This is a genomic window from Rhizobium tropici CIAT 899, assembly GCF_000330885.1.
GTDB lineage: Bacteria > Pseudomonadota > Alphaproteobacteria > Rhizobiales > Rhizobiaceae > Rhizobium > Rhizobium tropici.
In genome coordinates, this window is record NC_020059.1 from 3307756 (window position 1) to 3328593 (window position 20838).

Sequence of the window (20838 nt, forward strand, 5' to 3'; positions counted from 1 at the left end):
TCGGGGGGACGGTGAAATAGCCGCTCTACCCGATCACGTTTCGGCGAAGTCTGGTGAAAAAGCAGCCTTTCATGCCCGTTGCCCTCGTCTTCGCCACAAAGAATGTTATCTTTGATTGAATGGTGTCTCGCCGGGCACCGCGTGCGCGAGCGTGTGGGACGCCGCGCCACCCAAATGGGCTACTAGCCAACGTCAGATCGGGAGAAGACCGGACCGATGACCAGTCCCAGCAACCCTAAGAAGGGCGCTTTCGCCACCCGTCCGGCGCTGGCGCGCATGGTTGCGGTCAAGCGTCTCTTTGCGCGGCTGGTTCTGGTCAGCGAACAGCTGCTGCCACGGCTGCTGTTGCCGGCATCCATTCTGGCCCTTTTCCTCTGCGTCGCCTGGTTCGGCATTTTCCGCATCGCGCCGGATATTCTGCGCTTTCTGCTGCTTGCCGTCTTCGCGGCCGGCTTCGTCATCTCGCTCTATCCGCTACGCCGCCTGCACTGGCCGGGCACCACGGAGGCGGACCGACTGCTGGAAGAGCGCAATGGTCTCGCCCACCAGCCCGTTACCGTGCAGGAAGAAGAGCCGGCGCTCGACACCGCCTTTGCGCGCGCGCTCTGGCGCGAGCACCAGACGCGCATGGCCGAGCGCATCGCCGCTCTGGATGCGGGCCTGCCAAGGCCGGATATTACCCGTTACGACCGTTTCGCATTGCGCGCCGTCCCTGCATTGCTGCTGGTGACGGCCTTCAGCTTTTCCTTGTCCAACAGCGGCGGCTCAGTCAGTGATGCCTTCACGGCATCGACCTCGACATCAAGCAACCCGGATGTCCGTGTCGATGCCTGGGTCACCCCGCCCTATTATACCGGCGAGCCTCCGGTCTATCTGACCGGCAATGTCGACAATGCCGGCAATAGCCTGAACGTGCCGCAATTCTCCGAGCTCACCGTGCGTGTTTCAGGTGCTGCCACGGATGAGAAAGTGCTGTTCCAGGCGGCTGGCGCGGAAAAGGGCATCGAAATCCCCGAGCAGGCCGCTGACGCCGACAAGCAGGGCCCGGCTGGCGCGAAGCCTGCAACACCTCCCGCCGTACCGCCTGCTGCAAACAGCTCCGGCAATATCCCGGCTGCGGACGGGATGGTCGCACGCACGCACGTTCTCAAGCTCGAAAAGCGTGGCGAACTCACCGTCAACGGCAAGTCATGGTCCTTCAATGTGGTCGTCGACAAGCCGCCGGAGATCACCTTCGACGGCATTCCGCATGCGATGGCCAGCGGTGCGCTGGAACTCGGGTTCAAGGTCAGGGATGATTACGGCGTCGAGGAAGCCTACGCCGAGATCGTGCCGGTGGAATCCAATCCTGCCGCGACGCCGCTCTATGGCTTGCCGGAATTCAAGCTCGAAATGCCGCGTCGCGACCGCCGCAATGGCAAGGGTCTGGCAAGCCATGATCTGACTCAGGATCCGCTGGCCGGCAAGCGCGTGCGCATCACCCTCGTCGCCAAGGACGGTGCTGGCCAGACGGGCCGCAGCTCACCCTATGAGATGATATTGCCGTCCCGTAATTTCAGCCAGCCGCTCGCTGCCGCCGTGGCCGAAGAACGTCAGGTCTTCGCGCTCGATACGCGGAAGATGCCGGAAGCGATCGAACTCAACAAGTCGCTGACCATACGGCCGGAAGAAACAATCCCCGATCTCGGCAACTATCTAGCAATCAAGTCGGCGCTGACGCGCATGAAGCTTGCAAGCAGCGAAGCCTCGCTGAAGGATACGGCCGATTATCTCTGGCAGATCGCGCTCGGCATGGAAGATGCGCAGCTGACCGATGCGGAAAAGGCCTTGCGCGACGCCCAGCAGAAGCTTTCCGACGCCCTGCAGCGCAACGCCTCCGACGCCGAGATCAAGAAGCTGACCGACGAGCTGCGCAAGGCGATGGACGCCTATATGAAGGAGCTGGCCGAGCGCATGCGCAACATGCCGGCCCAGCCGAACCAGCGCTCCGCCAATATCCTGCGCCAGCAGGATCTGCAGCGCATGATGGATCAGATCGAGAATCTCGCCCGCTCCGGCAATCGCCAGGCCGCACAGCAGATGCTTTCCGAACTGCAGCAGCTGATGAACAGCCTGCAGGCCGGCAAGCCGCAGCCTGGGCAGCAGCAGAACCAGGCCAACGACAAGATGCGCGAGCAGATGGACAAGCTCGGCCGCATCATGCGCGATCAGCAGAAGCTGATGGATCAGACCTTCAAGCTCGATCAGGCCATGCGCGATCGTATGCAGCGCGGCGATTCCAACGAGGACGGCGACGGCTTGATGGATCAGCCCATGCCCGGCCTCAACGACCCGATGCGCCCGGATATGGGCCAGCGCAGCCAAGGCCAGCGGGATCAGCAGCAAGGCCAGAACCAGCAGGGCGATAAGGGCAAGGATCCCACCGATGGCATGACGGCCGATCAGCTGCGCGACGCGCTGAAGCAGCTGCGCCAGCAGCAGGAGGATCTCGGCAAACAGCTTGGCGAACTCCAGAAAAACCTTGGCTCACTGGGCATGAAGCCAAATCAGAATTACGGCAAGGCACAGCAGGAAATGAAGGGGGCGTCCGGTCAGCTTGCCGAGGGCAACGGCGAAGGCGCCGTGCAGGGCCAGGGACGCGCGCTGGACGCCCTGCGCAAGGGCACGCGCGAAATGATGAACCAGCTTATGGCCCAGATGCAGCAGGGACAAGGGCAGGGGCAGGGACAGATGCCGGGGCAGATGGGCCAAGGCGGCCAAAACGGCCGCGATCCGCTCGGCCGATCGCGCAACGAGGGTGGTTTCTCGGACAACCCTAACGACAACATGGTGCCTGATATCATTAACGCAGAGCGCGCCCGCCAAATTCTCGACGCCATTCGCGAGCGGCTGAGCAACAATCCCACGCTCAGCGAAGAACGGCGCTATCTGGAACGTCTGCTGAATTTGGGTCAGTGAGGCAGCCCGCCATCGAAAAAGTTGCCTGTCTTCATGCTTCGTAAAGGGGGATTATGTGGAGACCAAGCTTGCCCGTATTTCGGATTTGCCTGTCACGACAGGTCTGCCGGGCGTTGCCGACGCAGATGTGAGACTGAGCGGCAAGCACGAGATTCGGCTGGCCAAAGCTGTAGGCATCACGCAATTTGGCGTGAATCTCGTCACCCTCGATCCCGGCGGCATGTCTTCATCGCGCCACTGGCATATGGCGGAGGACGAGTTTCTCTATATTCTAACGGGCACGCCGACGCTGATCGACGAAAATGGTCACCATATTCTCGGGCCTGGCGCTATCGTGGGATTTCCGGCGGGCCAACCGAATGCCCATCATTTGCTCAATCACTCCACCGCCCCCGTGACGATGATTGTCGTTGGCTCAAGAAAGCCGGGGGAGGAAACCATCTACTATCCGGATGACGATTTCGGCCCCATCCGCAAATGATGATGGAGCCGGCACAGGAAGTGACTGCGCGACAATTGACAAATGTCAGGCAGCCAAGGCCCGCGCAACAGCCTTGCGGATGTCCGGCAGCGCAAATGGCTTGGCAACGACGTCGACGATCTTTTCCATGAGGTCATCGGTACGCTCGCGCTGCTCCGCATAGCCGGTCATCAGCAGGATTTTCATTCCCGGGCACGTCGAATGTGCCTGATGCGCGAGCTCGATACCGTCCATCACGGGCATGCGGATATCGGAGAGAAGCAGATCATAGCCGCCCTCTTTCAGCTTTTCCAAGCCTTCCGCTCCGTCTGCCGCCTCTTCGGTCTCGTGGCCGTCCAAGCGCAGCGCGCGGGCGACGAAGCTGCGCAGCGAGTCCTCGTCTTCCGTGATCAGAATTTTTGCCATGGTCCGTGCTCCTGGTCCGTCATGTTCCGCGACCGAAATCACCAGAATTCCGTTTGCGATAGGTAAACAGCGGACAGGCGATCAAGCTCCGTGGTTAACGGTTCGTCATCGCTGGAGCAGAATGGCACAGGCGGACATGCCGCCTGCATTAACTCAAGATCAGGCCTCGGCGTCGCCCGTGACGACACCGACGAAGGGCAATTCGCGGAAAGCGTAGGCGACATCCATGCCGTAGCCGACAACGAAATAATCGGGGCATTCGAAGCCGACATAATCGGCCTCCAGCTCTTCCTGGCGCTTGACGCTCTTATCGAGCAGGACGGCCAGCGTGACATTGCGGGCGCCACGCTCATAGAGCAGTTCCTTGGCGAAACGCAGCGTGCGGCCCGATTCCAGAATGTCGTCGATCAACAGCACGTCGCGATCCAGAACGTCGCTGTCAATGTCCTTGACGATGCGCACGCCCTGCGACGTCGTGCCGGCGCCGTAGCTCGAAAGCGTGATGAACTCGACCTCCGGGGCGAGCCCGGTCTCATGCAGAGCACGGAGCAAATCGGCTGCGAAGATAAATGAGCCCTTGAGGATGGCGATGACGAGGAGGTCCTTCGTCGGCCCCTTGGCGATTTCCTTCGCCAAGGCATGATTGCGCTCGGCAATCTGCTCGGCAGTGAAAAGCGGCTCGATATTCTTCCCGCGTACGACAGGCATTGATTGGCATGCTCCATGGCTAAGCGGCCCCTGGCCGCCGATCAAGCTCTATAGCGCCGCGTGTCACATATGACGCGCAAAGGTCGCTGTAGCACTCTAAAGCAGTAGCCCCTAGCACAATCGGCAAGTCCGACACACCCCCTACGGCATGAAGGAAAGCCGGACATCCGGCGTTTTTCCACCGGGATGCTGCAATCGCGTCGAAAATCCGCGGCTTTCATGCGGCCCGAGGCGATCGACGGGCGTATCCACAATGATGCTCCTGACCAGCTGGCCGCCGGCGAAAAGATCGGCGCGCACCTGCGGAACCGAAAGCGTTGCTCCGCTGACGTTCTCGATGATGCCGTTCAATCTCAAGACGGGCAGCCCGCTCTCATCCCTTGGCGTCAGCGTGACATGCGAGAACTGCAGCGGATCGGACGTCGCCTCGGCGGGGGCGTTGGAGAGACCCGAAAAACCGCCCGAAAGACCGAAGATCAAGATTGCGAGGCAAATGATCAGCGCGACGAAGCTGCGCCGCGACGCCTGCTGCAAGACCTCCTCGACACCGCGCAAGACGGACAGGATGCGTGAGAAGGTGGTCTTGCGCGTCACGGGTTGCGGTTTTGGTCTGGTATGCCCGCCATAGCGCATGTTGACGCCGGAGGCAGTCCGTCCGCGTGCGGCGGAAACGGTCACGAATTCGGCATCGACGATATCGGGCTTCGGCATGACGTAATGCATCTGGCCCGACCCCGCTCCTCGTTCGGGCGGAATGAGGTCATAAACCAGCCCCGCCTGCTGTTGACGGTGGCGAAAAGCGCCCATGATGGCCTCCCGTTGCGGTGATCCACATGGTTTCGACGCCCATTGCCAATCTGGGCATTGAAACGAATCCTGCCCAGTCGTAAATTTTATTGGTTAATGCTTCGCAAAGATCGCCATGAATAGGGCGCCTTTCCAGAAAAATTTACCGGCTGTTAATGCCATTGGTTAACAAGTCGCCTGATTGAACCCTGCAGAAGACTGGACTGCCCGTTGATTCATTTTGAGAACGTCGGTTTGCGCTATGGCATGGGTCCGGAAATCCTCCGCGACCTGAGCTTCGACATACCGAGGAAATCGTTCCAGTTCCTGACTGGCCCCTCCGGCGCCGGCAAGACGACACTGTTGCGGCTGCTCTTCATGTCGCTGCAGCCGACGCGTGGGCTGATCCGCATGTTCGACCGAGAGATCTCCTCGATCCCGCGCAACGAACTGCCGCTGCTTCGCCGCCGCGTCGGCATCGTCTTTCAGGATTTCCGGCTGCTCGAGCATTTGACGACCTATGAAAACGTTGCGTTGCCGCTCCGCGTGCGCGGCAAGGATGAAAGCTCCTATCGCACCGACGTCCTCGAACTTTTGAAATGGGTAGGCCTTGGCGAGCGCATCAATGTGCTGCCGCCGGTTCTTTCGGGTGGCGAGAAACAGCGCGCGGCCATCGCACGGGCCCTCATCGACCGCCCGGAAATCCTGCTTGCCGACGAGCCCACGGGCAATGTGGATCCGCCGATGGCGCGCCGCCTGCTCAATCTCTTTCTCGAGCTTAACCGGCTCGGGACTGCTGTGGTCATTGCCACGCACGATCTCGCTTTGATGGACCAGATCGAGGCGAGACGCATGATCCTATCGGGGGGGCATCTCGATATCTATGACTGACCCCCGCCCCCGCAGGACAGCCTCGAATGCCGGAGCATCGCAGGCACGGCAAGCGCCCGCGGCACCGGCCGAACGCAAGCGCCCGGAGATGCGCGTTCGCCCGACGGGCCCGATCGTGCCGTCCTCGAACATTCAGGGCAATGCGCTCATCGTAGTCATTGCCATCATGGCCTTTCTCGCCTGCCTGACGCTCGGTGCGGTCAGCATGGTGCGCTCGACGGCGGCAAGCTGGGAAAGCCAGATTTCCCGCGAGATCACCATCCAGATCAAGCCGGATGACAATCTCGACATGGAAAAGGCGCTCGCGAGCGCCCGCGATATCGCATTGAGCTTCGTCGGCACCAAATCGGGCCAGATTGTCGATGAAGCGGCAACCGCGCGCCTCCTCGAACCGTGGCTTGGCGCCGGCCTCGATATCAAGGAATTGCCTGTCCCCCGCCTCGTCATCATCACCATCGACGAGACGCATCCACCTGATTTCGAAGCGATGCGCGCATTGCTCAAGGCGCAGATCCCGCAAGCGACGCTCGACGACCACCGCACCTGGGTCGACCGGCTCGTGTCGATGGCGCACACCACCGTTCTCATCGGCACGGGCGTCCTGCTGCTGGTCTTCACCGCCATGGTCCTGACGGTGGTCTTCGCCACGCGCGGCGCATTGTCGGGCAACCGCCATATCGTCGAAGTCCTGCATTTCGTCGGCGCAGAAAGCACCTTCGTCGCCAACGAATTCCAGAAGCATTTCCTGAAGATCAGCCTCAAAGGCTCGGGAGCCGGCAGCGCCCTTGCCGCGCTTTTCTTCGCGACGGCCGGCCTGCTGCAAAGCCATACGATCGCCACACCGCAGACCGATCAGGCAACCGCATTGTTCGGGACTTTCTCCGTCGGCGCGCTCGGCTATGTCGGCATTCTCGCCACCATGATCATCATCGCGCTGCTGACGACGCTGACGGCACGTTTCACCGTCATGCACACGATCTATGAGATCGATCTGATCCGTTCCGATCCCGGGCGGACGGATAGCGTACCGAATTGACGCTTCAGCGATGTTTTTTTACTGTTTGCCAGCCCGTTCCTTGCCGCAATTGGCGTATAATAGCGAATCATGAGCATGGATCTGACGACTCGCAAGACCGTGAGTTTGCAGTCGCTGCGGACACGCCCCAGCGGCGAAAGACCCGTGCGCCGCAGCCTGTTCCGGCGTCTCCTGCGCTGGGGCGGCTTCGCCTTCATCTTCCTCGCCGCCATCGTTTTCGGCGGCTTCCTCCATTTTGCCGATTCGATCACTACCTTGAAACCGCCGCTCGAGCCGAAGGCCGATGCCATCGTCGTGCTGACGGGCGGCTATCAGCGGATCGATCAGGCGGTGGAGCTGCTACGGAGCGGCGCCGGAAACCGCCTGCTGATCTCGGGCGCACATCCGACCACCACGCCAACGCAGATTCGCAAATTGACGCAGAGTTCTGCCAGCCTGTTCAGCTGCTGTGTCGACATCGGCTACGACGCGCTCGATACGATCGGCAATGCCCGCGAAGCAGCAAAGTGGATTCACGCCAGAGGCTACAAGAGCGTTCTCGTCGTCACGAACAACTACCATATGCCCCGCAGCCTCGCCGAACTGAAATATGTCGACCCCTCGACCGATTTCATTCCCTATCCGGTCGTCAACTCCGATCTGAAGACCAAGAACTGGTTCACGGACCCGAATGCGCTCCGGACGATGATCTCCGAATATGCGAAGGTCCTCCTCGCCGGTGCCCGCAACCTGACCGGCCTCGGCCGGCCGGTAGGCCTGCGCTCGCGGCAGCCGGCTCAAGACGACGACTGAGGCTCGCAGCAAAGGCCAATCTCGGAGAGGCAACGCACCTGAAGGCGCGAAACCACGCAAAGACCGACTTTTTATTGACGCTGTAATCGTGTAGGCAAACCTCCGGATGCCGGCGCAAGCCGGTGCATTGGAAAAGCCTCGATGATTATCTTGCGTTCGATCCTGTTCAACACGGCCTTTTATGCCAATCTGATCATTCGCATGATCGTGTTGACGCCGATTTACTTCCTCATGCCGCGCAAGGCGGCCTACGCGATCCCGAAGGCATGGGCGAAATCCAGCACCTGGCTGATGGAGAAGATCGTCGGCACCACCTTCGAGATCGAGGGTCTTGAAAATCTCCCCAAGGGCAGCTTCATCTTTGCGCCAAAGCACCAATCCTTCTGGGATACATTCGCGCTGCTGCCCTATCTCGACGATCCGGTCTATATCCTGAAGCGCGAGCTTTTGTGGATCCCGCTGTTCGGCTGGTATGCGAAGAAGCAGCGCATGATCCCGGTGGATCGCAGCGCCCGCGGCAAGGTGATGTTCGACGTTCTGAAGCGCACGCGCGAAGAGCTCGCCACCGGCCGACAGCTCATCATCTATCCCGAGGGTACGCGCCGCCCGCCGGGCGCCGAGCCAGTCTATAAGTACGGCATTGCCCGCATGTATCGCGATCTTGGAATTCCCGTGGTCTCGGTCGCCATGCATCCCGGCCTTTTCTGGCCGCGCCGCACCTTCCGCAAATATCCCGGCCATATCAAGGTGCGCATCCTGCCGCCGATCGAGCCCGGCATGGATCCCGATGCCTTTTTCGCGCGCCTGATCGAGGAAACGGAAAGAGCGAGCGACGAGCTGCTGGTCGAGACGGTCGCCAACAATCCGCATCTGCCGCTTCCTCCGACCGCAGTCCAGCGCCTGGCCGAAATCGGCAAGACAAAGCCGGTCACCGCCGCAGTCTGAGCGAGCTCTTGATTCTATGCGATAGGTTCAGGATGCCTTTCGCATCCGCTCCACCTCGCCGGCGACCTGCTCCAGCCAGTGATCGCGAATGCCCATGTCCCGCAGATGCGTCAGCGTATTGAAGACATAGGCATCGTTCGGGCCGGAGCGGCCGATGGCAGCTTCCACCACATGCGCCGCCTCGACGGCATCCAGCGAGCCGGCATATTGCCTATGGTTGCGATCGACGACATAGACGACGGCGGTCACGCGCCGCCCGTCGGCGAGCCGGATCGGCAGCGTCTTTTCCAGATAGACGTTGGTGACGAGCTCGCGTTCGCGCAGATAGGTCAGCACCTCATCCCAATCGGAGGCGGGAACCCGGAAGGCCATGCCGCGGCAGGAACCGCCGCGATCGAGGCCGAGTACCAGGCCAGGGTTTTCTTCCGTGCCGCGATGGACCCAGGAACGGACGCAGAGCGAGCGGCGATAACCGAAAATAAGGGCCTCGGCCCGCTCGTCATAATCAAAGCCCGGGTTCCACATGAGGGATCCGTAGCCAAACACCCAAAATTCGTCCATATCCAACGCCAAATCACTGTGAAGCTTCAGTCCAACCATTGGAGAACAACATGGCAGCGTCAAGCCAGAGCGTAACGACCGGTCGAGGCAGGCGTCTGTGGCTCATCCTTCTGGGGCTGGTCGTGGTCCTGGGCGGTCTTTACACCGGCGGATGGTACTATGCGACTGGTTTCGTCAGGGCCAACATCCTGAAGGCGCTCGGCCAGCAGAACAGCGCCGGCGTTGCCGGCAAATGCGAGAACATGGCCTTCAACGGCTTCCCCTTCTCCATCGGGCTGACCTGCGACACGGTGGCGATCGACAACCAGACGCGGGGCGTCTCCACCAGTTTCGACAGGCTCAGCGCCTCCGCACCGGTCTTCCAGCCCAACCATGTGAGCTGGAGCCTGAAATCTCCTGCCGCGTTGCGGACGACGGAGGGCCTGGCCGTATCGGCAGAATGGGCCGACCTGCAATCGAATCTCGTCGCCAAGGGCCGCGGCGTGGCGCAGACCCAGACCGTCATCAATGGGCTGAAGGCGGGCATCGTCTCCTCCGTCACCGGCCAGAGCGTCAATGTCACAGCCGCCCACACGGAGATGCATGCCAGCCAGAACGGCAGCGATCTGGATTTCGCGATCGGCGTCGAAAATGCCAATGCCGTGATCAAGGATTTCCCGCAGACCCTGCCGACCGCATCGACCAGCGCCAATATGACGCTGTCAGGCAAGGCCGGCCTGCTTGACGGCAGCGACCGCGAGGGGCTTCGCGGCTCGGCGGGCGTACTGCATCAGGCCGTCATCGATATCGGCGACGGCCGCATCATGACGCTTTCCGGGCCCTTCAATTTCGACGATGAAGGCTTCCTGTCCGGCCAGTTCAAGCTGGAGATCAATCAGATCGGCCCCTGGGGCGATAGCCTGACGGCGACGCTTCCCGCCGCCAAGAACATCATCAAAACGGCCACGAAGATGCTGAAGGCGCTTGCCAATGGCGGCGATAAGGTTTCCGTCGATCTGACGGCCGATCGCGGCCGCCTCTCGCTCAGCGGCTTCATCCCGCTCGGCAAGATCCCGCCGATCTGAGAGTCTATCCTTTGCGGATCCCGGAGATATTCTTCACAAAGAATATCTCCGGGCTCGGCTGGACGATGCGGAGGTCTATGCTACCGGCCGCCTTGAAGCCGTTGCGGCGATGCCACGCCTGCGGCTCAGCTTCCGCCCATTCGCTCGATGTCATCAGATGCCCGACACCCTCTTCGATCATGGCGCGTTCCCACGCATGGAACAGGGCTGTTCCAACACCCTCGCGTCGGTATGATGGCAGTACGCGGATCATGTCCATATAGGGGATTTTGCCCCAGAAGCGGCTGAAGCGCAGGAAGCCGACAAGCTCGCCATTCTGCTCGGCGACAAAATATTCGCCCAACTCAATGCAACGCTTGATCCAGTCGTCACGGACGTCATCGTGCGCAGTGAGCCGAGGCAAATCTTCAGAGCATCCGCGTCTGACGATCATGACCGGCCTTCCGTGGGATAAGAACGCCTATTCCTTCACATCCAGCGCATGACGGCCGAAGTCAGGCACGTCGACATCCTGGCCGGCTTCGACGATCGAGCGGCGGATGGCGCGGGTGCGGGTAAACAGTTCGAAGATCTTGTCGCCGTCACCCCAGCGAATAGCGCGCTGCAGCGATGCCAGGTCCTCGGAAAAGCGCGACAGCATCTCCAGGATAGCATCGCGATTGTGCAGGCAGACATCGCGCCACATGGTCGGATCGGATGCGGCAAGGCGGGTGAAGTCACGGAAACCGGATGCCGAATATTTGATGACTTCCGATTCGGTCACCGTCTCCAGATCATCAGCGGTCCCGACGATGTTGTAGGCGATGAGATGCGGCAGATGCGAGACGATCGCCAGCACCTTGTCGTGATGCTCAGGGTCCATCTCGTCGACACGGGAGCCCAGAGTTTCCCAGAAGGTGCGAAGCGTCTTGATCGCGACCTCGTCGGTGCCCGGAACGGGCGTGAAGATGCACCAGCGTCCCTTGAACAGCCCCGGGAAACCTGCATCCGGACCGGATTTCTCCGTGCCTGCCAGCGGATGGCCTGGAATGAAATGCACGTTGGACGGCATGTGCGGCTGCATCTGCGCGATGACCGATGCCTTGGTCGAGCCGACATCGGTGACGATGGCGCCCGGCTTCAGATGCGCGGCGATTTCCTTGGCGACACTCGCCGAAGCGCCGACCGGCACGGAAACGATGACGAGATCGGCGTCTTTCACGGCTTCGGCTGAGGACGGCGTATAGCGGTCGCCCAACTTCAGCTCTTCGGCACGCTTCAGCGTCTCGGCGCTGCGTGTCGAGATCACCACTTCCTTTGCGATACCGAGGCGCTTGATGTCATGGGCGATGGAAGAGCCGATCAGGCCGATGCCGATAAGGGCGATGCGGTCGAACTGGATGTTGCTCATGCCTTGCGTCCCATAAATTCGGCCAGAGCGTCGATGACGCCGAGATTGGCCTCTTCGGTGCCGATGCTCAAGCGCAGCGAATTCGGGAAGCCGTAGGCCCGCACAGCGCGCAGGATATAGCCGCGGCTCGTCAGGAAATCATCGGCCTCCACGGCGCGCTTGCCGTCGCTGTCAGGGAAGTGGAACAGGACGAAATTCGCAACCGACGGCGTCACCTTGAGGCCGAGAGCCTCGAGCGCAGCCGTCATCTTCTCGATCCAGAGCGTGTTATGCGCGACCGCCTTTTCCGTGAAAGCCTGATCGCGAATGGCAGCGGCTCCGGCAGCAATGGCCGCGCTGTTCAAATTGAACGGAGCGCGCACGCGGTTGATCGCATCGACGATATCGACCGGGGCATACATCCAGCCGATACGAAGGGCTGCCAGGCCGTAAACCTTGGAGAAGGTACGCGTCATGACGACATTCTGGTTTGCGGAAACGAGCTCAAGGCCAGCCTCGTAGTCGTTGCGGCGTACATATTCGGCATAGGCCGCGTCGAGGATGAGGATGACGTGCTTGGGCAGGCTTGCCTGCAGGCGGCGGATCTCGCTGACCGGCACGTAGGTACCTGTCGGATTGCCCGGATTGGCAATGAAGACCATTTTGGTCTTCTCCGTGACCGCCGCGAGGATCGCGTCGACATCGACGGTGCAATCCTTTTCCTTGACGGTGACCGGCGTCGCGCCGGCGGCCATGATCTGGATCTTGTAGACCAGGAAGCCGTGCTCGGTGATGATGCCTTCGTCACCGGTGCCGAGATAGGTGTGGCAGAGCAGGCCAAGCAGCTCGTCCGAGCCGGCGCCGCAGAGGATATTGGCCACATTCAGCCCATGCACATCGGCGATCGCCTGGCGCAATTCCTTGGCCTGTCCGTCCGGATAGCGCTCGAGATTGCCGGCAGCACCGCGGAAGGCTTCGATGGCCTTGGGGCTGGCGCCAAGCGGCGTCTCGTTGGAGGAGAGCTTGAACACGCGCGCAACGCCCGGCGCATGCTCCTTGCCCGGCACATAGGCAGCGATATCGAGAATGCCGGGACGCGGGACGGGCTTGCTCATTTCCATGCTCATGGGATCGACCTTGGGAAAGACCGGAAAATTCCGGTTTATGACACCCCGTCGCATTAAAGCGGATTGATAAATTTGTCGAGTGTCGGCGCTACGGCGAAAGCGTCACGCGCCATCGCGCGTCGTCGGTATGCCGCGCGGCGCCAGCACGGGCACGAAGACACGGCGCGAGGCGCGGACGGCAACGGGCAGGCCCTGATAAAGCCGCTTCTGCGCCTCGACGATGATGACGCCGGAAAAAGCCGGCCATAGGGTTCGGCCGATCCGCTCGAAGGCGCGGCGCAACCGCAGCACCGTACGCAGCTTCGAAGGCGGGAAGAACAGCGCCTCCGCGGTCGCGCCTGGGGTGAAATTGGTTTCGCGCAGCAGCGAGGTGAGCTGGCCGCGCGAATACGGCCGGCCTGAGCCGAATGGCGTGTGCTCCATGCGCGCCCATACGCCGGTACGGTTCGGCACGACGATGACCAGCCGCCCGCCGGGCGCCAGAACGCGCCAAAGCTCCTTCAGCGTCTCGCGCGGGCTTTCGGCGAATTCCAGCGAATGCACCATCAGCACACGGTCGATCGAACTATCCGGCAGCGGCAGTTCTTCGTCGAAGATCAGGGCCGTCGCCGAGGCTGAGCCCATCGGCCAGTTCACTGCACCCTGTCCCGCCGGCATGAAGGCGAAGGTGCGTTCGGTGTCGGCACGAAAACGGTCGAGATAAGGCACCGCATAGCCAAGGCCGACAAGCCGCTCCTCCGGCATGCGCGCCCAGATGGAGGACAGCGCCATGGCAATCGACTGCTCCGCCAAGCGACCAAGCTCGGAATGATAAAACTGACGAAGATCGACGATATCGGTATGCATCGAAACAAATGTTATCAGCCGAACGTTGGACTTCAAGGCCGAACGGCTTACATTCTCTACTCACGGAAAAGATGAGGACGATTTCGATCATGAAACCATTGGAATTAGAGATTTTTATCTGCCGTTCCGACAATTACGGCGTCTTGGTCCATGATCCTGAAACCGGATTGACGGCATCGATCGACGCTCCGGAAGCAGATGCGATCCTGAAGGCCGCCGATCGTCGTGGCTGGACCATCAGCCATATCTTGACCACGCATCACCATACCGATCATGTCGAGGGCAATCTGGCGTTGAAGGAACAATTCGGCTTGGAGATCATCGGCCCGATCAACGAGGCGGTCGCCATCCCGGGCCTTGATCGCGCCGTCGCTGATGGGGATACGTTCGAGTTTGCCGGCCATACGGTCAATGTCATCGAAACGCCCGGCCACACCGCCGGACACGTCTGCTATCATTTTGCCGACGACAAGCTGCTCTTTGCCGCCGACACGCTGTTTGCGCTCGGTTGCGGCCGCCTGTTCGAACGGCCGGCAATCGATATGTGGGCCTCCCTTCAGAAGCTTGCGGTCCTGCCGGACGAAACGGCCGTCTATTTCGGCCATGAATATACGCTCTCCAACGCGCGCTTCGCTCTGACCATCGACCCGGACAACGAGCGGCTGAAGGCACGCGCGGCGGATATCGAAGCCCTGCGGGCGGAAGGCAAGTTCACCATCCCGACGACACTGGCGCTGGAGAAGGAAACCAACCCGTTCCTGCGCGCTGCCGATCCCGCGATCCGCCGCAACCTGCTGATGGAAAGCCGCAGCAACGATGAGGTCTTTGCCGAGATCCGCAAGCGCAAGGATAATTTCTGATGCAGGCAAAGGAGATCATCGAAACGCTCTCCATGCAGCGGCATCCGGAAGGCGGCTGGTACGTGCAGACCTTTCGCGACGATAACGGCGGCGATCGCGGCCATTCCACGGCGATCTACTATCTGCTCGAGGCCGGCGAACGCTCGCATTGGCACCGGGTGCACGACGCTGCCGAGGTCTGGCACTATTATGCCGGGGCGCCTCTCGCCCTGCATCGCTCTGCTGACGGCAGGTCCAGCGAAACACTGGTGCTCGGCCTCGATCTGGCAAAGGGTGAGCGCCCGCAGGCGATCATTCCGGCCAACTGGTGGCAATCGGCCGAAAGCCTCGGGCAATTCACGCTTGTTGGATGTACGGTCGCCCCCGGCTTCGAATTTTCGAGCTTCGAGATGGCGCCGCCGGACTGGAATCCAGCCTCAGACTGAACCTCTTTCACCTTTCATTGACATCACACAGGATGCGGCCAGACAGCGCGCAGCGATGGCCTTGAAAAAGCTGTGTGCTGTGTCAGCTTTACACGGGGAGAGTGAAAATTGATTCATCTGGAGGAGGTTTTTTCGTGCGTTTATTGTTTCCTTTGCTCGTCGCGGCAGGCTGTATCATGAGCGCCCCTGTCTTTGCCCTCGATGCACCGGCCTCGCCGCCGGCCGCCCAGCCCCTGAAAAACTTCGTAACCTCGGTCGAAAAGGACGGCTCGATCACCTTCCGCCTCTATGCGCCAGCGGCAAAGGCAGTTTCCGTCACCTTGGGCTCGCGCGATCCCATAGCCATGCAACGCGGCGACGACGGCACATGGAGTGCGAAGACGGAGGTGCTGAAGCCGAATCTCTACGAATATTACTTCAACATCGACGGTTTCCGCAGCATCGATCCCGGCACCAATGCGCCCAAGCCGCAGCGACAGGTCAATACCAGCCTGATCCTGGTGCCCGGCAGCATTCTCGATATCCGCAACGTGGCCCATGGCGACCTGCGGCTGGTGACCTTGCATTCCAAGGCGCTCGATTCGGAACGGCAAATGTATGTCTACACACCGCCCGGCTACACCGATTCCTCCAAGCCGCTGCCCGTGCTCTACCTCTATCACGGCTTCGGCGATACTGTGGGATCTTGGGTCCTCCAGGGCCGCGCACCGCAGATCCTCGACAACCTCCTTGCTGACAAGAAGATCGAGCCGATGATCGTCGTCATTCCGGATACGGAAACCGACGTGCCGAACGCGATCGCCGAGAATTTCCCGGCTGCCGATCGACGCGCGAATTTCTATCCGGCGAACGCCGAGGCAGCCGATCGCGAGCTGACGGAAGACCTTATCCCCTACATGAAGAAGCATTATCGGGTGCGAAACGAGACGAGCGGCCGCGCCGTGGCCGGCCTGTCTCAGGGCGGCTATCAGGCCCTCGTGTCAGGTCTTTCACATCTGGATACCTTCGGCTGGGTCGCAACCTTCAGCGGCGTCAGCACGACCACCGTTCCGAACAAGACCGTCGATGCCGTGCTGAACGAGCCGGAGAAGATCAACAAGGCCCTGCACAACTTCACGGTAACGGTCGGAAGCAAGGACCAGGTCGTCGGCAAGGACGTCGCGGGCTTGAAGGCGACGCTTGACGACAAGAAGATCAAGCACGAATACCACGAATATCCGGATCTCCAGCATGAAATGGATGTCTGGCGGCCGTCGCTCGTGGCCTTCCTGCAAGAAGTCTTCAAGAAATAAATGGCAGCGGGGACGGCGGAGCTATTCCGCCGCTTCCGCCCGTGTTTGCTCTGCGTCGCCCCGGCGCAGGATCATGCGATGGGCGGCCAGGACCGCGCCTCCAGTCACGAGCAGGCAGGCAAGCGCAATGCCCCAGCTTGGCTCGGCAAAACCGAATAGCGTCAGGATCAGCGTCGACAACAGCGGTGCGGCATAGCTTGCCGCGCCGAGGATCTGGATATCGCCGTTCTTGACGCCATAATCCCAAGCATAGAAAGCTGCTCCGACCGGAAAAAGCCCAAGACCAAGCACGGCGATCCACTGGGCCGGGTTCTCCGGCCAAATCGTCTCCTCGAGGCCAAGGTGGCAGAAAAAGGAGAGAATCGACGTCACAAGGCAGAAGATGGTGACGACATCGGTGGAAACGGCCTCGAAACGACGCGTGATCAGCGAATAACCGGACCAGGTGAAAGCGCAAAGAAATGCCGCGCCATAGCCGACGGCATAGGCGCCTTCGAAATGAAAGCCGTTGCGGCCGACGATCAGAACCGTACCCGCAAGCCCCATCAAGGCGCCGACGATATGATACCAGCGCAGCCGCTCGCCGGGCAGCATCGCCGAGCCGACGACGATCAGCAACGGCCAGAGATAGGCGATCAGGCCAGCCTCCACCGCAGGCGCGTGGCGCAATGCGGTGAAATAAAGGAAATGATAGCCGAACAGGCCGACAATGCCTGTGATCCAGACCTTGGCGGGCTGGCGCAGCAGCTGCAGCCGTTCGGGCCTGAGCAGAAGAACGATGATGCCCGGAATACTGCCGATCGCAAAACAGACGGCAAGCAGCTGGAAGGGAGGCATCTTCCCGGAAGCGACGGTCAAAAGCGCCAGAAACGACCACATCAAAATGGCCAAAAAGCCTGTCAACGTCGCGCGAAATTTCATTCCTGTCCCCTTGCCGCGGACGTCCCGAGCCCGCGAAATACCCAGCAATTTTCGTGAAATTGCGTAGAAACAACGACGGGAAGCGTCAAGCGTTCTGTGAAACAGCGGCGCGTCTAGCTGCCGTATTTTACAGCCGTGATCGTCACCGTTCCGTATTGCGTCGGGATACGGACGTAGACAGGAGCGTAGACATTCATGGTATCCGCCTTGGCGAACCAGATCTCCATATCGTCGCTCTTGGCAAGATAGAGATAGTCCTTGCGCGTGCTCTTATAGCCGCTCTTCGGCGTGAAGCGCACGCCGCAGGCGATGGTCTTGCCCTTGAAGCCTTCCGTCGAAAAGGGGTGCGATCCCTTCGGCGACAGCTTCAAATCCATCCGCATCTCGCCATCGAAGACGGCCAGCGTCTGATTGCAGAGGTTAAGGCTGGGCGTAATCGGAAAGATCATACCCGATATCGGGTCGAGCACGGATTTCAGGTCGTTCCCCGTGACCGGTACCCAGGTGTCCGGCCGTTTCGGTTCGGGTGTGATCGTGTTCGACGTCACGTTGCCGTTGGTATAGGCAACGTCATAGGTGCGCTCCCTCTTGCCGCTCTTGTAGAAGAGCGTGTAATGCGTCGCCTGCAGCTTGCTGTCGTCGACGACGCCGGTCACATCGGTTTTCGCATCGATCGAGGTCACGAGATCCGCAAGGCCCGCAGAGGTGATATCGCCGCGAATGGTGAACTGCTTTCCGGTAACTTCGGTCTTGAAATCCGCCCTGGCGATCGGCAGGCCGGCCAGCGAAACGCGATAGCGCGTTTCATGCCGCAGCACATCGGCCGACGCCATGGACGGCATCGACGCAACGATCGCTGAAATGAGAAGCCACTTCCGAATTTGAACCATGATCAAGGCCTTCAACGAGGATCAGGCAAGTTATATAGTTGCTTTGCTCGCCTGCTGCGAGCGTCAGACAACAGCAGCTTTTTGACGGAATTGCGGGAAAACACAAGGTTTGGCTTGACGCGGCCAGCCTCTCTGACTATAGAACCGCAACTTTCCAATTATGGCCTGTTGGATTGCGCGTCGGGTTTTGCCCGGCATGTCTATTCGATAGCCGAGAAAAACAAAAGTAGGTGTACCATGTCCCGCATGTGCGAATTGACCGGCAAGGCCGTCCTCGTGGGCAACAACGTTAGCCACGCCAATAACAAGACCAAGCGTCGGTTCCTGCCGAACCTTTGCCAGGTCACGCTGATCTCCGACGTTCTCGGCCAGCGCTACCGTCTGCGCGTTTCCGCTGCAGCGCTGCGTTCGGTCGAGCATCGCGGTGGTCTGGACGCTTTCCTTATCAAGGCAAGCGAAAACGAACTCAGCATGCGTGCTCGCCTGCTGCGTCGCCAGATCGTCAAGAAGTCCGCTGAAGCTGCCGTTGCTGCCTAAGCAGCCCTAGCACTTCGCGATTTCATACCGGCTAAGAGGCTTGCACGGATCATCTCCGGACAAGCCTTTTTCCATGTCCGGTTTCTTTCAACTGGTGGCATCTCCCAGGATAAAAAAATGCTGACGATACGTCATACCCTTATCTACGTTCTGCTGATGACGCTGGTCGTCGTCGCTTCCAATATCCTCGTGCAGTATCCGCTGCAGGCGACGCTCGCCGGTATCAATCTCGCGGATATCCTCACCTGGGGCGCCTTCACCTATCCGGTCGCCTTCCTCATCACCGATCTGACCAACCGCCAGTTCGGCCCGAAGGCCGCGCGCAAGGTCGTCTTTGCGGGCTTCGTCGTTGGTGTCGCCCTGTCGTTTTACACGGCACAGCCGCGCATCGCGATCGCCTCCGGTTCGGCCTATCTCGCCGGCCAGCTGCTCGACATCTCGGTCTTCAACCGCCTGCGCCGCCTGGCCTGGTGGCGCGCGCCGCTGTTCGGCTCGCTGATCGGTTCGATGCTTGATACGCTGATCTTCTTCTCCTTCGCCTTCGCGCCTTTCTTCGTCTTCTTCGGGCCGAACGATTCCTTCGCGATCGAATGGGCGCCGATCCTTGGCGCGTTTTCCACCTCGGCACCGCGCTGGATTTCCTGGGCGATCGGCGATTTCTCGGTCAAGGTCACCGTCGGCCTCGTCATGCTGCTGCCCTATGGCGCTCTGATGAACATGTTGAAGCCGATGCCGCAGGCTCCGACGGCTTGACGGCCAAATGATCCGCCGCGCGCCTCAATGTGACGCGCGGCACCATTTCCTGACAAGGAGGATGGCAGCGGCCGAGAACCAGGCCGCTCGCCACTCTCAATTCTGGCTGACGATATTGTCGTCATGCAGCTTGAACTCCAGCATCAGGCTGCGCTGCAGAATGGAATGATTGTCGTCCGAGACCATGACGAGATGCAGGGAGCCGTCGGCTGCCCGGAAGACATCCAGGCCCTCCATATTGTCGATCTGATCTCCGGAGCCAGCCGCGAAGATAACCTCGCCATCCGCGACGGCACTCGGCTTGATATCCGCGCCGGCGATGCGGCGGATACGCACGCCGAGACCATGGATCAGCTCGAAGCGCCGCTCCAGCAGCAATAGATCGCCATCCGGCAGAAAGACGCCGTCGCTGACATTGAAGCCGCCATGGCGCCTCACGGTGAAGCGTCCCTGCAGCGGCCCGTCCAAAACGGCGGCGAACAGATTACCCTGATCATCCAGACTGTCTTCGGCGACGATCACCGCGCCGCCGGCAAGCGGGCTCGACTGCGGCGCAATCATCAGCGCCTCGAGGCTGCGATTGGACCGCAGCTCCAATCTCGGGATGGGCATGGTGCCATCGGGCAGCGATGTCGCGAAACCCGGATCGGGATAGGTATCGACGCGGTGATATTGTTCATAGCTGACAAGGACGTGATCGCCGCGCAACGCCAAGCCTTCGGCATCCATGACCCCATCACCCGCATCCGTCTCGCCGAAGCGGTCGATCATAGGCGCAATCCGCGCATCGCTGATCCCCTTCAGCCGCCCGTCCTGGTCGCGTTCGATGGCGCCTGTAAGCCAATGGCCGGTATCCAGCACCGAAATGAAATGGCGTTGATCGTCGCGAAAACGAATGGCCGAAACAGCGCCGAGAAGCGCATTATCCGAGCTGAACTCAAGACCACCGAGAAATTCCAGTGCGCCGAAGCGCGTTTGATCCGAGCCTCGCGTGAAGGTGGAAATGACCTTGGTCTGAATTGCCGCTTGGCCACGCTCGTCGGTGTCGTTCCCGGAACTGCAGCCCGAGAGCAAACCCACGACCATCGCGATGAAACACATGGATTTCGCGGCAACAGGCCAGCGCCGCAAAGCGGCAACATTGCCGGGAAAAGGCACCGGCCGCAAGGCCGATGCCAAGGGAAACCTGAG

Annotated in this window: 23 protein-coding genes; 12 read left to right on the forward strand and 11 right to left on the reverse strand. The window is 60.6% G+C overall.

Translation table 11 applies throughout. The features are described from left to right. Positions 1 to 216: 216 nt before the first annotated feature. Together RTCIAT899_RS16230 and RTCIAT899_RS16235 are read left to right on the forward strand one after the other, a co-directional pair. Complete coding sequence (locus tag RTCIAT899_RS16230; RefSeq protein WP_015341318.1) at positions 217 to 2958, forward strand: TIGR02302 family protein; 2742 nt, start codon at positions 217 to 219, stop codon at positions 2956 to 2958. Positions 2959 to 3013: 55 nt separating this feature from the next. Beyond that, the gene (locus RTCIAT899_RS16235) at positions 3014 to 3439 is read left to right on the forward strand and encodes a cupin domain-containing protein (RefSeq protein WP_015341319.1); all 426 of its coding nucleotides are present in this window, start codon (positions 3014 to 3016) and stop codon (positions 3437 to 3439) included. Positions 3440 to 3484: 45 nt separating this feature from the next. On the opposite strand, the gene RTCIAT899_RS16240 is transcribed toward RTCIAT899_RS16235, so the two are convergent. From RTCIAT899_RS16240 to RTCIAT899_RS16250, 3 genes are all read right to left on the reverse strand, one after another. Continuing rightward, positions 3485 to 3844: a response regulator gene (locus tag RTCIAT899_RS16240; RefSeq protein ID WP_015341320.1), complete on the reverse strand. Its 360-nt coding sequence runs from the start codon at positions 3842 to 3844 to the stop codon at positions 3485 to 3487. 159 nt (positions 3845 to 4003) lie between these two features. Then, positions 4004 to 4552: a hypoxanthine phosphoribosyltransferase gene (hpt, locus tag RTCIAT899_RS16245; RefSeq protein WP_015341321.1), complete on the reverse strand. Its 549-nt coding sequence runs from the start codon at positions 4550 to 4552 to the stop codon at positions 4004 to 4006. Between the two features lie 141 nt (positions 4553 to 4693). Next, positions 4694 to 5359: a hypothetical protein gene (locus tag RTCIAT899_RS16250; protein ID WP_015341322.1), complete on the reverse strand. Its 666-nt coding sequence runs from the start codon at positions 5357 to 5359 to the stop codon at positions 4694 to 4696. Positions 5360 to 5569: 210 nt separating this feature from the next. On the opposite strand from RTCIAT899_RS16250, the gene ftsE reads away from it, so the two are divergent. From ftsE to RTCIAT899_RS16270, 4 genes are all read left to right on the forward strand, one after another. Beyond that, positions 5570 to 6229 (forward strand): cell division ATP-binding protein FtsE, encoded by a 660-nt coding sequence (gene ftsE / locus RTCIAT899_RS16255; RefSeq protein ID WP_015341323.1) that lies wholly within the window; start codon positions 5570 to 5572, stop codon positions 6227 to 6229. Beyond that, on the forward strand, positions 6222 to 7265 hold the full coding sequence (locus tag RTCIAT899_RS16260; protein ID WP_376766857.1) for a cell division protein FtsX: 1044 nt from the start codon (positions 6222 to 6224) through the stop codon (positions 7263 to 7265). The genes ftsE and RTCIAT899_RS16260 overlap by 8 nt, the downstream gene beginning before the upstream one ends. A 69-nt stretch (positions 7266 to 7334) precedes the next feature. After that, the gene (locus RTCIAT899_RS16265) at positions 7335 to 8057 is read left to right on the forward strand and encodes a YdcF family protein (protein ID WP_085999182.1); all 723 of its coding nucleotides are present in this window, start codon (positions 7335 to 7337) and stop codon (positions 8055 to 8057) included. A 141-nt stretch (positions 8058 to 8198) separates the two neighbouring features. After that, positions 8199 to 9002: a lysophospholipid acyltransferase family protein gene (locus RTCIAT899_RS16270; protein ID WP_015341326.1), complete on the forward strand. Its 804-nt coding sequence runs from the start codon at positions 8199 to 8201 to the stop codon at positions 9000 to 9002. A 27-nt stretch (positions 9003 to 9029) separates the two neighbouring features. Here the strand turns inward: RTCIAT899_RS16270 and RTCIAT899_RS16275 are convergent, their stop codons facing one another. Then, positions 9030 to 9602, reverse strand: a complete 573-nt coding sequence (locus RTCIAT899_RS16275; RefSeq protein WP_081598386.1) for a gamma-glutamylcyclotransferase — start codon at positions 9600 to 9602, stop codon at positions 9030 to 9032. Positions 9603 to 9613: 11 nt separating this feature from the next. Between RTCIAT899_RS16275 and RTCIAT899_RS16280 the strand changes: the two genes are divergently transcribed. Further along, complete coding sequence (locus RTCIAT899_RS16280) at positions 9614 to 10627, forward strand: DUF2125 domain-containing protein (RefSeq protein ID WP_015341328.1); 1014 nt, start codon at positions 9614 to 9616, stop codon at positions 10625 to 10627. Between the two features lie 4 nt (positions 10628 to 10631). On the opposite strand, the gene RTCIAT899_RS16285 is transcribed toward RTCIAT899_RS16280, so the two are convergent. The 4 genes from RTCIAT899_RS16285 to RTCIAT899_RS16300 all read right to left on the reverse strand — a co-directional run bounded on the left by RTCIAT899_RS16285 (position 10632) and on the right by RTCIAT899_RS16300 (position 14005). Next, positions 10632 to 11060 (reverse strand): GNAT family N-acetyltransferase, encoded by a 429-nt coding sequence (locus tag RTCIAT899_RS16285; protein ID WP_015341329.1) that lies wholly within the window; start codon positions 11058 to 11060, stop codon positions 10632 to 10634. Between the two features lie 27 nt (positions 11061 to 11087). Then, positions 11088 to 12017, reverse strand: a complete 930-nt coding sequence (locus RTCIAT899_RS16290) for a prephenate/arogenate dehydrogenase family protein (RefSeq protein WP_015341330.1) — start codon at positions 12015 to 12017, stop codon at positions 11088 to 11090. Further along, positions 12014 to 13123: a histidinol-phosphate transaminase gene (gene hisC, locus RTCIAT899_RS16295; protein ID WP_041677689.1), complete on the reverse strand. Its 1110-nt coding sequence runs from the start codon at positions 13121 to 13123 to the stop codon at positions 12014 to 12016. The genes RTCIAT899_RS16290 and hisC overlap by 4 nt, the downstream gene beginning before the upstream one ends. A 102-nt stretch (positions 13124 to 13225) precedes the next feature. Further along, entirely contained in the window at positions 13226 to 14005 is a 780-nt protein-coding gene (locus tag RTCIAT899_RS16300) for a class I SAM-dependent methyltransferase (RefSeq protein WP_041677690.1), read from the reverse strand. Positions 14006 to 14058: 53 nt separating this feature from the next. Between RTCIAT899_RS16300 and gloB the strand changes: the two genes are divergently transcribed. The 3 genes from gloB to RTCIAT899_RS16315 all read left to right on the forward strand — a co-directional run bounded on the left by gloB (position 14059) and on the right by RTCIAT899_RS16315 (position 16546). Then, the gene (gene gloB, locus RTCIAT899_RS16305) at positions 14059 to 14829 is read left to right on the forward strand and encodes a hydroxyacylglutathione hydrolase (RefSeq protein ID WP_041677995.1); all 771 of its coding nucleotides are present in this window, start codon (positions 14059 to 14061) and stop codon (positions 14827 to 14829) included. Further along, positions 14829 to 15254, forward strand: a complete 426-nt coding sequence (locus RTCIAT899_RS16310; protein WP_015341334.1) for a cupin domain-containing protein — start codon at positions 14829 to 14831, stop codon at positions 15252 to 15254. The genes gloB and RTCIAT899_RS16310 overlap by 1 nt, the downstream gene beginning before the upstream one ends. 176 nt (positions 15255 to 15430) lie before the next feature. Then, the gene (locus tag RTCIAT899_RS16315; protein WP_210305060.1) at positions 15431 to 16546 is read left to right on the forward strand and encodes an esterase; all 1116 of its coding nucleotides are present in this window, start codon (positions 15431 to 15433) and stop codon (positions 16544 to 16546) included. Positions 16547 to 16567: 21 nt separating this feature from the next. Here the strand turns inward: RTCIAT899_RS16315 and yddG are convergent, their stop codons facing one another. After that, positions 16568 to 17467, reverse strand: a complete 900-nt coding sequence (yddG, locus tag RTCIAT899_RS16320; protein WP_015341336.1) for an aromatic amino acid exporter YddG — start codon at positions 17465 to 17467, stop codon at positions 16568 to 16570. A gap of 113 nt (positions 17468 to 17580) precedes the next feature. After that, complete coding sequence (locus RTCIAT899_RS16325) at positions 17581 to 18357, reverse strand: DUF3108 domain-containing protein (protein ID WP_015341337.1); 777 nt, start codon at positions 18355 to 18357, stop codon at positions 17581 to 17583. Positions 18358 to 18594: 237 nt separating this feature from the next. On the opposite strand from RTCIAT899_RS16325, the gene rpmB reads away from it, so the two are divergent. Both rpmB and RTCIAT899_RS16335 read left to right on the forward strand, forming a co-directional pair. Further along, a complete protein-coding gene (gene rpmB / locus RTCIAT899_RS16330; protein WP_004107717.1) occupies positions 18595 to 18894 on the forward strand; it encodes a 50S ribosomal protein L28 in 300 nt (99 codons plus the stop codon). 117 nt (positions 18895 to 19011) lie between these two features. Next, positions 19012 to 19647: a queuosine precursor transporter gene (locus RTCIAT899_RS16335; protein WP_015341338.1), complete on the forward strand. Its 636-nt coding sequence runs from the start codon at positions 19012 to 19014 to the stop codon at positions 19645 to 19647. Between the two features lie 96 nt (positions 19648 to 19743). Here the strand turns inward: RTCIAT899_RS16335 and RTCIAT899_RS16340 are convergent, their stop codons facing one another. Next, positions 19744 to 20826 carry an esterase-like activity of phytase family protein gene (locus tag RTCIAT899_RS16340; protein ID WP_015341339.1) on the reverse strand — a complete coding sequence of 361 codons (1083 nt, stop codon included), beginning with the start codon at positions 20824 to 20826 and terminating at the stop codon, positions 19744 to 19746. Positions 20827 to 20838: the final 12 nt, after the last annotated feature.